This is a genomic window from Marinobacter alkaliphilus, from assembly GCF_055394375.1.
The window spans coordinates 1,146,596-1,160,202 of record NZ_AP043751.1 but is presented as its reverse complement, the minus strand read 5'-3'; the positions used below and the strand labels follow the sequence as shown (position 1 = coordinate 1,160,202).

At 58.6% G+C, this 13,607-nt stretch carries 11 protein-coding genes; 10 read left to right on the top strand and 1 reads right to left on the bottom strand.

Annotated features, from left to right (window positions below):
- Positions 1-5: 5 nt before the first annotated feature.
- The 9 genes from ACZ5Q2_RS05185 to ACZ5Q2_RS05145 all read left to right on the top strand — a co-directional run bounded on the left by ACZ5Q2_RS05185 (position 6) and on the right by ACZ5Q2_RS05145 (position 11,285).
- Positions 6-443 (top strand): CoA-binding protein, encoded by a 438-nt coding sequence (locus tag ACZ5Q2_RS05185; protein ID WP_061331978.1) that lies wholly within the window; start codon positions 6-8, stop codon positions 441-443.
- Positions 444-594: 151 nt separating this feature from the next.
- Complete coding sequence (locus ACZ5Q2_RS05180) at positions 595-2,862, top strand: bifunctional diguanylate cyclase/phosphodiesterase (protein WP_432210392.1); 2,268 nt, start codon at positions 595-597, stop codon at positions 2,860-2,862.
- Positions 2,863-2,915: 53 nt separating this feature from the next.
- Positions 2,916-3,236: a hypothetical protein gene (locus ACZ5Q2_RS05175; RefSeq protein WP_058090794.1), complete on the top strand. Its 321-nt coding sequence runs from the start codon at positions 2,916-2,918 to the stop codon at positions 3,234-3,236.
- A gap of 243 nt (positions 3,237-3,479) precedes the next feature.
- The gene (locus ACZ5Q2_RS05170; RefSeq protein ID WP_072678094.1) at positions 3,480-3,923 is read left to right on the top strand and encodes a MerR family transcriptional regulator; all 444 of its coding nucleotides are present in this window, start codon (positions 3,480-3,482) and stop codon (positions 3,921-3,923) included.
- Entirely contained in the window at positions 3,916-6,504 is a 2,589-nt protein-coding gene (locus tag ACZ5Q2_RS05165) for a heavy metal translocating P-type ATPase (RefSeq protein WP_432210393.1), read from the top strand. The genes ACZ5Q2_RS05170 and ACZ5Q2_RS05165 overlap by 8 nt, the downstream gene beginning before the upstream one ends.
- Positions 6,505-6,636: 132 nt before the next feature.
- Positions 6,637-7,086, top strand: a complete 450-nt coding sequence (locus tag ACZ5Q2_RS05160) for a DUF411 domain-containing protein (protein WP_106696085.1) — start codon at positions 6,637-6,639, stop codon at positions 7,084-7,086.
- Between the two features lie 157 nt (positions 7,087-7,243).
- Positions 7,244-8,962 (top strand): sensor domain-containing diguanylate cyclase, encoded by a 1,719-nt coding sequence (locus tag ACZ5Q2_RS05155; protein ID WP_432210394.1) that lies wholly within the window; start codon positions 7,244-7,246, stop codon positions 8,960-8,962.
- Positions 8,963-9,034: 72 nt separating this feature from the next.
- Complete coding sequence (locus ACZ5Q2_RS05150) at positions 9,035-11,020, top strand: ribonuclease R family protein (protein WP_432210395.1); 1,986 nt, start codon at positions 9,035-9,037, stop codon at positions 11,018-11,020.
- A gap of 61 nt (positions 11,021-11,081) precedes the next feature.
- A complete protein-coding gene (locus tag ACZ5Q2_RS05145) occupies positions 11,082-11,285 on the top strand; it encodes a hypothetical protein (protein WP_061331983.1) in 204 nt (67 codons plus the stop codon).
- Positions 11,286-11,295: 10 nt separating this feature from the next.
- Here the strand turns inward: ACZ5Q2_RS05145 and ACZ5Q2_RS05140 are convergent, their stop codons facing one another.
- Complete coding sequence (locus tag ACZ5Q2_RS05140) at positions 11,296-12,195, bottom strand: acyltransferase (protein WP_061331984.1); 900 nt, start codon at positions 12,193-12,195, stop codon at positions 11,296-11,298.
- Positions 12,196-12,375: 180 nt separating this feature from the next.
- On the opposite strand from ACZ5Q2_RS05140, the gene ACZ5Q2_RS05135 reads away from it, so the two are divergent.
- On the top strand, positions 12,376-13,527 hold the full coding sequence (locus ACZ5Q2_RS05135; protein WP_061331985.1) for an alpha/beta fold hydrolase: 1,152 nt from the start codon (positions 12,376-12,378) through the stop codon (positions 13,525-13,527).
- The last annotated feature ends 80 nt before the right edge of the window (positions 13,528-13,607 follow it).

Below are 13,607 nucleotides of genomic sequence, written 5' to 3'. Positions count from 1 at the left end.
CCCCGATGCCCAGCAATGCCCCTGACCAGATCCGGGATATTCTCGAATCTGTGCGTACCATTGCGTTGGTTGGTGCCAGCGAGAAACCCAACCGCCCCTCCCACGAAGTGATGGAATACCTGCAGCGCCAGGGCTACCGTGTGATCCCGGTAAATCCGCGCCTGGCCGGCCAGCAAGTGCTCGGTGAGACAGTGTATGCTGACCTGGCATCACTCCCGGAACCCGTAGACATGGCTGAGCTGTTCCTGGCCCCGGAACGCACCGACGCGGTGATCGACCAGGCCATTGAACAGAAGATTCCGGTGCTCTGGCTGCAGATCGGTGTGATCAACAAATCCGGTGCTGCCCGTGCCGAAGCCGCCGGATTGAGGGTGGTTATGGACCGCTGCCCGAAGCAGGAAATTCCGAAGCTTGGTATAAGGCCGATCGCCGAACGAGCCTGACTCCGTGTACCCGCAATCACCGCTGCTCCAACCCGCTTCCGGAGTACCAGACCCAATGGGGCATGGCCAAACAGGATAACTATGGCTCATAATCAAGCGCGATTGGCCGTTAAACCTGTTTAGCCTGTCTTTTAACGATCTGGAGCACACTGTGGCAAAACCCGAAACCGGTACCAGCCTTGTTGTCCGATGGCTTATGAGCCCGGTGTTTGTACTGGTCATTTTTCTGGTTTTTCTTGTCATTGCCGCAGGCCTCCGGGAAGGGCTGATCCAGCAGGACAACCGTCAGATCGAAGCCAACCTCCGTAATGAAGCCAGGGCGCTGACGGATAACCTGGAGCGGGAGTTCCTGGTACACGTTCAGGCCATCGGGCGCATGGCCTATCGACTGTATGCCCAGCCCGACACTCCGGAATCTCGCTGGCGCGTGGACGCACGCAACTACCTTGAAGATTTTGGCGTTTACCAGGCCATCGAGTGGATTGATTCCAACTACATCATCCGATGGCTGGAACCGCTGGTTGGCAATGAGGATGTGGTGGGATATAACGTGGCGTTCAACGACCAGCGCCGCGAAGCACTGGATAAAGCCGCAGCCACCGGTGATTATGACCTGTCCGGTATCATCGATCTTCGCCAGGGCGGTAAGGGCATGGTGATTTATTATCCCGTGGGCGCTGGCGACACCAATAACGGCTACATGGCCGGTGTGTTCAGGATGGAAGTTCTGGCCGAGCAGTTACTGACCAGCCGGGTACTGGAACACTTCCAGATAGAAATCCGGGACTCCGGAGAGCCTGCCTACGTTCTCAATTCAGACACCGAGATTGCCAGGAACTTCAGCTTCACTGTGCCCGTGCAGTTCCCCACTCTGGATTGGACCCTGACGTTACGCCCCAATCAATCCTGGGTCGACAGCCAACGCAGTTCCTGGCCGATGCTTACTTTCGCAAGCCTGGTCTTTATGGGCCTGCTTACCAGCCTGACCACTTTGCTTGTCCAGTTGATCCTCAAGCGTAACCAGGCGCTTTTGAAAACCCGCAGGGAACTGGAGCGGGAGATTGATCAGCGTATCGCCATGCAGGTGGACCTGGAGCGACTGGAATCCACCGATACCCTCACTGGCCTGGCCAATCGCCGGTTCTTTATGGAAGACCTGGCCCATACCCTGAACATTGCGGACCGGCAAATGCGCCAGGTGGGGCTGGTAATGATTGACCTGGACCGGTTCCAGATGCTCAACGATTCCCTCGGCCATCAGTTTGGCGACGAATTGTTGATCAAGTTCTCTGAGCGTCTGAACAGCCTGAGCAATGAGCGGATTCTGGTGGCCTACTCAGGCGGCGACGAGTTCATGATCTGCCAGCAACACGTCGACGACATTGACGATGTGATCCACCTGCTTGGCCAGATCAAGCAGTGCTTTGCCGAACCATTCGAGGTTCAGGGCGATGCCCACAGCATTACCGCCACCATGGGTGTCGCCGTGTACCCCCAGAGCGGACTGGACGCCGACACCCTGCTCCGGAATGCCGATATTGCCCTTTACCGTGCCAAGGAGCAGGGCCGCAATACTTACCAGTTCTACACCGAAGGCATGCAGGACCGTGAGGTGATGCGCCTGGAGCTGGACAAGGATCTGAGCCAGGCCCTGGCCAACGACGAGTTTGTGCTGTTTTATCAACCCCAGCTGAATCTGCAAACCGGTGAGATCAACAGTGTGGAGGCCTTGATCCGCTGGCAGCACCCCCGCCGCGGGCTTTTGGCGCCCATCGAGTTCATCCCCCTGGCGGAAGAGAGCGGTCGGATTACCGAAATCGGCCGCTGGGTGGTGCTTGCCGCCTGTCGCCAGCTCGCCAACTGGCGCGGCACGGCGTGCGAGCAATTGAGGATCGCGGTGAATCTGTCAGGCCGGGAGCTGGATGATGAATCCTTGGTGGAACATGTGCGAGATGCTCTGCTCTCGGAAGAGGTGGACCCGAGCATGTTGGAAGTGGAACTGACGGAAGAGATCTTCATCCAGAACATCGAGCACAACCTGAATCAACTCTCGCGCCTGCATCAACTTGGGGTTCAGCTGGCCATCGACGATTTTGGCGTGGGCTATTCATCGTTGGGCTATTTGCGGGATTTCCCGGTAGATCTGCTGAAAATCGATCGGTCGTTTATCACCGATGTGACCGAGCGCCATGACGATGCCGTCATCACCCGGGCTGTGATCAATCTTGCCCACAACCTCGGCATCCAGGTGGTGGCCGAGGGCGTGGAAACCGAGGAGCAACTGAATTTCCTGAAAGCGCACCGTTGCAATCTGGCCCAGGGTTATCTGATCAGCCGGCCGATTCCGGCTGAGGACCTGGAAATGGCCCTTGCGGAGGGCATTCTGTTTACCGGTCAGACCGTTAAATCGGGTTTGTAATTGCGGTTTCTGCTCCCCAAACTACTCTGTAACTTTTTCTTTGAGTGATGTTTATGTCTGCGAGATATCTGACTCCGGAGCAGGATGCCAGGCTGCGCCGCTGGGAGCGTTGGAACAAGAATTATTTTATCTTTGCGTTTGTCGCACTGATTGTGGTGTTGGTGTTCAGCAGTCAACTGGGCATTTCCAGCGGCGATGATTGGGGTTCGCTCGGGTTTTTGCTGGTGTTGCTGGTGGCTCCGATTGTGGTGTTGCAGTTGCGGCTTCAATGCCCGGCCTGTGGCGTGAAGATTGGCTGGCAGGCGAAGCTGATGGCGCCTGATCAGTGTAAGTCTTGTGGTGTGTTTCTTCGCTCTAAAAACTCCTCTTCCTGATATCCTGCCTGAAAACCTTTGACCTATGAGTTGGTCCAAGGTTTTAGTCTAATCTCCATCTGTTGGAGATGGACGTGCCATGGCGGGGATAGCTTCCGAAAACCGCTGCAAGTACGTCCGTGTACGCTTGCTTTCCGCCATCCATGGCTACAAGCATTTTCGGAAGCTATCCCCGCCACGGCACTCCGCCAACTTTAGTCGTGGATTCCTTTTGTATTCTTGAATATTGGTGAGTACCGCGTCATGAAAGTCAAAGAGATCGCCACCGCCGCCGGGGTGAACCCCGATACCGTCCGGTTCTACACCCGGGAAGGTCTGTTACAACCCACCCGCAACCCGGACAACAACTACCAGCAATACGATGCCGAGGATCTGCGCCGGCTGCGGTTTGCCCGTAAGGCACGGCAACTGGGGTTTTCGTTGCCGGAGATTCGGCAGATTCTGGCCCGGGCGGATGATCAGCATTCGCCGTGCCCGATGGTTCGGGACGTGTTTCAGCAGCGGTTGGTGGTGGTTGAACGGGAAATTGCGGAGTTGCAGCAGTTGCGCAAGCGGATGATTTCGGCGCTGGCTGCCTGGCAGGAGATGCCGGACGGGACGCCGGATGGGCATACGATTTGTCGGTTGATTGAGCACTGGGACGATCCCTCGGCCGAGTCTTGTTGCGAGGAGCCAAAGCATGAGTGATGCACCTGAGCTTAAACCGGCGCTGTCGATTTCCGGAGCCACCTGTCAGGGCTGTGCCAGGAAGATTCGTGCTGCGCTGGAGCCGATGACCGGCAGTACCGAGCTGGTTGGGGTGGATATCGAGGCGCAAACGGTGGCTTTGCCTGACGGGGTGGATCTGGCCGAGGCGGCGCGGGTGGTAACCGAGGCAGGGTATCCGGCGGAGCCTGTGGCGACGTCAGAGCCGGCATCGTGTTGTGCTTCGAAGAAGGCTTCGTCCTGCAATAGCCAATCCGACAATACCGGTGCACCAGCCAAGTCGGCCAAAGAACACGCACAAGCATACGAAGCAGCAGACGATGACCAGGTTGTGCTGTCGGTTTCCGGGGCTACTTGTGCGTCCTGTGTTGCCAGTATCGAGAAGGCGTTGCTGTCGGTGCCGGGGGTGACCCATGCTCATATGAACCTGGCGGATAACACGGCTACGGCCAGCGGCAAGACCGAGCCGGATGCGCTCATCAAGGCGGTGGAAAGTGCCGGCTATGGCGCCAGTGTGATTGAAGATGCCGACGCCGCTGATGATCGCCGACAGGCGGAGGATAAAAAGCAGTACAAGGTGCTGCTGGTGAAGATGGCCATCAGTCTGGGCCTCGGCTTGGTGTTGATGGTCTGGGGCATGGGTTTTGACACCATGATGGTGACCGAGGCCAATCAGCTTACCTGGATCAATTTCGGCATTCTGACGCTCGGTGTGATGGTCGCCACCGGCGGGCATTTCTTTACCGGGGCCTGGAAAGCGTTCAAGCACCACAATGCCAATATGGATACCCTGATTGCCCTGGGCACGGGTACGGCCTGGCTGTATTCCATGGTGGTGTCGAGCGTGCCGGAGCTGCTGCCGGAGATGGCGCGGCATGTGTATTTTGAAGCTTCCGCCATGATCATCGGCCTGATCAACCTGGGCCAGGCATTGGAGCTGCGGGCCAAGGGCAAAACCTCTGAGGCGGTGCGGCGGTTGCTGGACCTGCGGGCCAAGACCGCCCGGGTGATTCGCAACGGCGAAGAACAGGACCTTCCCGTTGAGCAGGTTCGCAAGGGCGACCACATACGGGTTCGGCCCGGAGAGAAGTTGCCGGTAGACGGGGTGATCGTGGAAGGCAGCACCCGCATCGACGAAAGCATGCTGACTGGCGAACCCATGCCGGTGAGCAAGGCGAAGGATGATGAGGTGTCGGCCGGCACTCTGAACACCCACGGTTCGATCATTTACGAAGCCACCCGTGTCGGCAGCGAGACGGCGCTGGCGCAGATCATCAAGCTGGTGAAAAAAGCCCAGGGCTCGAAACCGGCCATTGGCCGGTTGGCCGACAAGATTTCCTCGGTGTTCGTGCCCACGGTCATGCTGGTTGCCATCGGCGCGGCACTGGTCTGGTACAACGTGGGGCCAGAGCCGGCGGTGGTTCACATGATGATAGCGGCCACCACCGTGCTGATCATTGCCTGCCCCTGTGCTTTGGGCCTGGCCACGCCGATGTCGGTGATGGTGGGCGTCGGCAAGGCTGCCGAGTATGGCGCGCTGATTCGCCAAGGGGATGCGTTGCAGACCGCCGGCAAGATCGATCTGGTGATTCTGGACAAGACCGGCACCATCACCGAAGGCCACCCGGCCGTCACGCGGATGACCGCCGTTGATAATAACGAGACCACCTTGTTGGCACTGGCAGCCGGGCTGGAGCGCCACTCCGAGCACCCCCTGGCAGAGGCCATATTGAGCCGGGCCAACGAAGATGGCGTAGAGCCTGAGACCGTGACGGACTTTGAAGCACTCAATGGCAAGGGCGTGCAAGGCCAGTTCGCTGGCCAGACGGTGCGCCTCGGCAACCGGCGCTGGCTGGAGGCAGAGGGCATCGACGTGACCAATCTGGATTCGGCTGCCAACACCATTACCGAAGAAGCCGGCACGCCGTTGTTTCTGGCACTGGGCGCTAAGGTGCTTGGCGTAATCGGGGTAGCCGATGCCATCAAGCCGGATTCCGAAGCCGCCATCCGACGCCTGCATGACGCGGGCATCAAAGTGATGATGGTGACTGGGGACGTTGATGCCACCGCCAGGGCCATCGCCGCCAAAACCGGTATTGATGACTACCGGGCCGAAGTACTGCCCGAGAACAAGGCCGAAGTGGTCAGCGAGATGCGCGGTAAAGGCTACACCGTGGCCATGGTCGGCGATGGCATCAACGACGCCCCGGCCCTGGCAGCCGCGGATGTCGGTTTTGCCATTGGCACCGGCACCGATGTCGCCATTGAAAGCGCAGCCATAACCCTGATGCGCGGGTCCCTGCACGGGGTGCCGGATGCCATCGAGATTTCCCGGGCAACCGTCACCAACATCAAACAGAACCTGTTCGGAGCGTTTGTATACAACACAATGGGTATTCCCGTGGCCGCCGGCCTGCTCTACCCTGTGTGGGGCATCCTGATGAGTCCGATTCTGGCGGGTGCCGCCATGTCGTTGTCGTCGGTGACGGTGGTATCCAACGCCAATCGACTGCGCCTGTTCAAAACCAGCCACGTCCCGGCTCAGCAAGAGGAGCGGAACTGATGGAGACAATTCTGGTCAACGCAGCAGGGCTGGCCCTGATGGCTGCCGTGGTCTGGTGGTTCTGGTTATCTGACAGCAACTCCGGCCCGAACAAATGATTCTGTTTACACATGCATGACTGAGGTAACCGCCATGAAAAAACACACCTTAGCCCTTGGCCTGGTGGCCGCCCTGGGGTTCAGTACCACAGCCGTCGCCGGCGGAGCCGCCCACAGCATTCACGTCTATAAATCGCCCACCTGCGGTTGCTGTGGCGACTGGATCGACCACCTGGAAGAAAACGGGTTCGACGTCACCGCCACCGACACCGATGACATGGGCAAGATCAAGGCCGACGCCGGCCTGATTCCAGGCCTGGGCAGCTGCCACACCGCCTTTGTGGGTGACTATGTGGTGGAAGGCCATGTGCCGGCGGATGATATCAAACGCCTGTTGAGCGAGGCCCCGAAAGCCACCGGCATCAGTGTTCCGGGTATGCCCATAGGCTCGCCCGGCATGGAGATGGGTGATCGCAAGGACCACTACAAGGTCATCCTGTTTAACAAGGAAGGTCAGACCCGGGTGTTTGCCGAGCACAACTGACCATTTTGCGCTCAGGCCAGGATATCCGTGCACAGCCAGCCCGGCTGTGCACCCGTGAGGCTTGCGGGTCTGTCTGTTTTTTCTACACTGTCGTTCCGGGCTGTTCTATTATGGAAGTCAGTGTTGGAAACAAAACAAATACTCGCAGGGATTCAGCTTGAGCCTCAAAACCCGCCTTCTCGGCCTCGCATCGTTACTGATCATTCTCGCGGCGTCTGCCTCCTGGCTGGCCTACCGGGAGTTGTCAGAAGACATCATCGAACGCTGGGGCAAGCAGGTTACTGAAATTCAGGTGCGTTACGACAGCGCCCGACTGTTGCAGTCCCTGGAACGGGAAATCGGCCTGGCCCGGCAAATGGCGCAATCCTCTACCCTGCTGCAATGGGCCGCCAGCCCGGACAATCCCGAGCTGACCTCCGCCGCCATCCGCCAGATGGAGAGCTTCCGCAATAACTTTCGGGACAACAGTTACTTTGTTGCCCTGCGGGAGAATGGCCACTATTACTACAACAATTCCGACAATCAGTATGCCAATGACCAGTTCCGTTACGTACTGGATCCGGAAAAGCCGGATGATGCCTGGTTTTTCCAGCTGATTGAGGAGGGCCGGGACTTCCACCTGAACGTAAACCCGGACCAGGAACTGGGCGTCACCAAGTTGTGGATTGATATGCTGATGCGTGATGAGCGCAACGAGATTCTCGGCATGGTCGGTACTGGTCTCAATCTCGATACTTTCCTGCAAGACATTGTCGACATTGGCCAGGAAGGCATCACCACGTTGTTTGTGGACTACAACGGCGCCATTCAACTGTACCGCGACCGCAATTACATCGACTTCGCCAGTATCATTAAACCCGAAGGCCAGAAGAACACCGTGGACCTGCTGTTTGAGGATCGCCAGGACAAACAGCAGATCCTGGGCATGTTGCAGATGCTCAAACAACGCAACGGAGAGGACGGCGCGGTGGAAAGCGGGTTTGTCACCATTGATGGCCGCAAGCACCTGGCCGGGGTGGCCTTCCTGCCGGCCATAGGCTGGTTCGAAATCACCTTGCTCGACCTGAACGCCCTGGTGCCAACCAGCTACCTGTGGCCGCTGGTGGCCGTCTTCCTTATGTCGCTGCTGGTCTCGCTGATCGCTTTTCACCTGATCATTCAATCACGCATTCTCAAACCGGTATTGAGCCTGGAGGCTGCGGTGATGCGGTTGCGGGAGGGTCGGTTTGACCTGCCCTACCTGCCCAAACCAGATAACGAAATCGGCCGGTTGGTGGACCACTTTGAAAAAATGACCAGCACGATGCGGGATACCACCGCCGAGTTGGAGCGCAACGTCGCGAAACGCACGGAAGAACTGCATCAGCTGGCCCGGGTGGATGCCCTCACGGGCCTGAAAAACCGCCGTGGCCTGGATGAAGTCATCGAACAGGAAATCCAGCGGGCCGAACGTGAAGGTAAGGGATTCGGGCTGATCTGGCTGGACATCGACCACTTCAAAACCATCAACGACACCCGTGGCCATCAGGCCGGTGACGACATTCTGTGCCGGGTGGCGCTCTGGCTGAAAGCTACGGTTCGCCCCTATGACCACCCGGGCCGCTGGGGTGGCGACGAGTTTGTGGTGCTGCTGTCCCCCTGCGACAAAGACACCCTGGAACAGATTGCCAACCGGGTGCGAGCCAGCGTGGAGCAGGAAAGCCAGCGCACGGGTACATCGGTCACCATCAGCGTGGGCGGCTATTTCAGCCAGCCAGGCGATGACATGGACACCCTGCTACGTAACGCCGATCAGGCCCTGTACCAGGCCAAGCGGGGAGGGCGTAACCGGGTTTGCATCCACGCTGCTCCCGGCGAGGAGACACACCCGGCCTGACAGATCTGACTCCCACCTGCATAACCGTTATACTCCGCTGCATCATCCATTTTACAGCCAGGTCTTTTCTCCATGCTCAATGCCGACGCTCTCAATCAGTTGCGCCAGCTGAAAACCGATATCAAGCAGAACAAGGTGGTCTTCCCGGGCACGGTCAAGCCCACCAACGGGCGCTTTGGCTTTGTGGCTCTGGATGAAGGGCGGGATGTGTTCCTGCCACCGGAAGAAATGCAGAAGGTGCTGCCCGGAGATCGGGTGAACGTCACCGAGCAGGAAGTGGAAAAAGGCAAAACCCAGGGCGTGGTAGACGAGCTGCTGGAATCGCACCTGACCACCTTCGTGGGTCGCTACCTGATCAAGGGCAAGGGTCATTTTGTGGCACCGGAAACCCCGGGCATCAACCGCTGGATCTTCATTCCACCGAAAGAGCGCATGGGCGCCCAGCCTGACGACTTTATCTACTGCCAGATCCATCGCCACCCGTTCAAGGATGGAAAAGGCCAGGCAAAAGTCCTGCGAGTCATTGGCAAGGCAGGCCAACCGGGCATCGAACGGGCGTTCACCCTGGCCAATTTCGACCTCGCCGATGCCTGGCCGGACGAGGTTCAGAAACAAGCCGATGCCCTGAGCGAAGAATCCGTCGCGACCCATACCGACGGCCGGGAAGACCGTACCGAGCAACCCTATGTGACCATCGACAGCCCGGGCACCCAGGACATGGACGATGCCCTGATGGCCACGCCCAACGCCACTGGCTGGACGCTGTCCATTGCCATTGCCGACCCGACGGCGATGATCGAACCGGGCAGCCCGGCTGAGGAAGAAGCCTTCAACCGGGCCACCGCTATCTATTTCCCGGGCGAGCCGCTGCCCATGCTGCCTGACAGCATCAGCACACGGTTGTGCTCGCTCATGCCGGATGTGCCCAGGCTGGCTCTGGTGTGTGACCTGCAGGTGAATAACGACGGCAGCCTGGGCGATTACAGTTTCCATCAGGCCATGATCCGCTCCAAGGGCAAGCTGAGCTACGAGCTGGTTTCCCATCTGATTGAAGGCCGGGAAGACGACGAGATCAAGGCTTTACCAGACGAGGTCGCCAACAGCCTGGATCAGCTGCACCAGGCCGCCACCGCCCTGCGTAAATGGCGCGCCGAGCACGCGCTGCTGAGCCAGGACCGGCCGGAATTCCGCCTGCGCCTGGATGAGAATAAGCGTATCCGGGTGATTGAACCCTCGGTGCAAAACGAAGCCCACCGGCTGGTGGAAGAATGCATGGTGGCCGCAAACCGCTGTGCCGCCGACTTCCTGACCCAACAGGGCAAAGGCCTGTTTATCCAGCACCCGGGCCTGCGGGACGACCGCGCCGACAACATCCGGAAATTGCTGGAAAGTCATGCGCCGCATCTGGCCGAGCACGACGCCAGTACCGCCGAAGGCTTCAAGGCGTTGATGAAACACAGCGATCAGCCACAGGCCGAAGTGCCGGTGAAAGCCATACTGTCGCGCCAGCTGGCCCGGGCGGAGCTGGGCTTTGATGCCGCGCCCCATCAGGGCATGGGGCTGGACGCCTACACCACCTTCACCTCACCGCTGCGCAAATTCTCGGACTTTTACGTGCACCGGTTGATCAAAGCGGCGCTCTGGAACACCCCGATCAAACCCCTGAACAGCCAGCAACTGGAAGCCCTGCAAGCCACCCAGTTCCGCGCCCGCCAGGCCGCCAACACTCTGGAAACCTGGCTCAAGGCCGACTACGCCAAGACCCTGCCGGAAGACCCCATGGAAGGCACCATAAGCCGCACCATGCCCTCCGGTTTCTTCGTGCGCCTGGACAGCAACGGGCTGGAAGGCTTTGTCAGCTGCAAGGACCTGGAGGGCAAGTACGGCTTTGATCCGGTCACCCTGCGCCTGGTGCACAACAAGAATGGCCGTATCTTCCAGCTGGAGCAGCGGGTTACCGTCAGCTTCGCCGGGGTGGACGACGAGCGCCGGCAGATCAACTTCAAGCTGCTTGAGGCTGAAGAGATTGTCCGTGGTGATGGCACCGACAACGGTTGAAAAACCGAAAATTCAGGCGCACCGTACTCCTTAGGAAACAGCCTTTGACGGGAGGTGCACCATGACCATCAGCCCCCAGGAATTTCTGAAGAAATACGGCTTCGACAAAGAAGAGGAAGAGCGTGATCACAGTCTGCGTGAAAACGCGCTGGATCACGCCAAACACCTGAAGCGTCCCCATGCCGGGACGCCTCACGATTGGGAAGAATGGGAGCGCTACAAGCGCGAACATCCGGATGAGGTGGAAGACGAAGACGAGTCCTGACCCGTTTCGTTCACTTGCCCGCAGTCAGCGCCTGAGTCAGGCGCTGATCCTTGCTTTGCCATAACTCTCCCAACCATTCCTTCACATTCCGACGATGTTCGGCATCGCTGGAATAGTCTCGACCTTTCAAGTGCTCCGGAATCAGCTGGGTGTTGATATCCAGCTGGACCTCCGGCACACGGCCACACATGAAATCCCAGAAAGTGGGTGCACCGTTGGGGTAGGCAATGGTCACGTCCACCAGGGTGTCGATGGAATCGCCCATGGCATCCAGTACAAAGGCCACGCCACCGGCTTTCGGCAGCAACAGGTTCTGGTAGGGGGATTTCTGCTTGTCGTGTTTGGCTTTGGTAAAGCGGGTGCCTTCGACAAAGTTCATCACACTCACCGGGGTGTAGCGGAATTTTTCGCAGGCCTTGCGGGTGGCTTTCAGGTCTTCACCGCGTTTTTCCGGGTGCTTGATCAGGTATTCCCGGGTGTAGCGTTTCATAAACGGGAAATCCAGTCCCCACCAGGCCAGACCAATCACTGGCACCCAGATCAGCTGCTGTTTCAGGAAAAACTTCAGAAACGGCGCCCGACGGTTGAATACCCGCTGCATGGAAAAGATATCCACCCAGCTCTGGTGGTTGCTAAGCACCAGGTACCAGCTTTCCCGTTTCAGGTTGTCTGCACCGGTCACCTGCCAGCGGGTACTGTGGGTCAGTTTCATCCAGCCCGTATTGCAAGCCACCCAGGACTCCGAGATCCAGATGATGGCTTTGGTGCACAGCACCCGGAACCCCTTGTGCGGGATGATCAGTTTCAGCACCGCCGGAATATAGAGCAGCAGGCACCAGAACAGGGTGTTGAGGCCCAGCAAGATGGAGTTGAGTATTCCGACAACGGGGGCGGGCAAGAAACTGAGCATTGAGAAACCTGTTTTCATTGTTTGACCAAAGGGCCGATATCATAACAATGAGATACAGGATTGGGCAGTGGCCTGAAGTGACCATTGTGCCGGCCAGATGTGACGGTTTTGCCATGGTACCCGAGCAACCGCCCGCCTATCCTGTCCGGACCAGTGATTGATGTACCAACGGAAACACACATGCTTAACCCCGTAAAAACTGCCCTCAACCTGACCTCTGACCTGGCTCGCCAAGGCACCCTTTATGCCGGCAACGCCTTTGACCGGGTGTTTCGCGCCGCCAGCCTGGTGCAGGCGGGCCAGACCCCATTTGAAACCCTGTTTTCTGACGGCTTGGTCAGCCTGCGCTATTACCCGCCCCTGAAAGAGGATTTCATCGAGCTGGACGATCTGGTGATTCCGGTGGAGCGGACAACCCATCGCACACCCATTGTGATCATCCCGCCCCTGGCGGTGAACATGCTGATCTACGATCTGTTCCCTCAGCGCAGCCTGGTGCGATTCCTTCGGGCGAAGGGGTTTGAAGTTTATTTGATCGACTGGGGCACTCCCAAGCGGGAGCACACCCACTACAACATGCACACCTATGTGGCGGAGTTGCTGCCGGCCTATCTCAACCGGGTGCGGGAGCACAGCGGCGAACAGGAGTTGTCGCTGCATGGCTGGAGTATGGGCGGCATGTTCACGCTGTTTTACTCTGCCCTGAGCAAGGACCAGCACATTCGCAACGCCATCGTGCTGGGCCTGCCGATCGACAGCCATGCCTCCGGTGCCATCGGCTGGATGTACCAGCGCATTGCGGATGTTGCCGGGGTGGTGCGCAAACGCACGGGGTTTCAGTTGCACAGTATGAAGCCACACTGGTTTCACACCCCGGGCTGGGCCAATACCATCGGTTTCAAGCTGACCAATCCGATTGGCAGTGTGATGGGCTACTGGGAGCTGATTGTGCGCCTGGGTGACCGGGAGTTTGTCACCAATCACGCCACCACGTCGGCGTTTCTGGACCGGATGGTGGCTTATCCTGGCGGGGTGATTCAGGATACGGTGGTGCGGGTGTGGATTGATAATCAGCTGGCCAAGGGGCAAATCCAGATCGGTGAGGATTTTGCGCGGCTGGAGAATGTGAATGCCAACTTACTGGCGATTGCCGGCCAGGAAGACACTCTGGCCACGCCGGGGGCGGCGAAGCGGGTGATGGATCATGTCAGCTCTACTGACAAAACCTTTCGGGTGGCGCCGGGTGGGCATATGGGGATTCTTGCGGGGAGCAAGGCGCCCAAGGCCTCTTGGCTTGAGCTGGCGGAGTGGTTGGCGGATCGGTCTGACTGACCTGTTTTCGGAGTTTGTCGGCAGGCGTTGGGGAGGGGTGCCAAAACCATCAGGAAAACCACGTTTTCCGTTTTGGCACC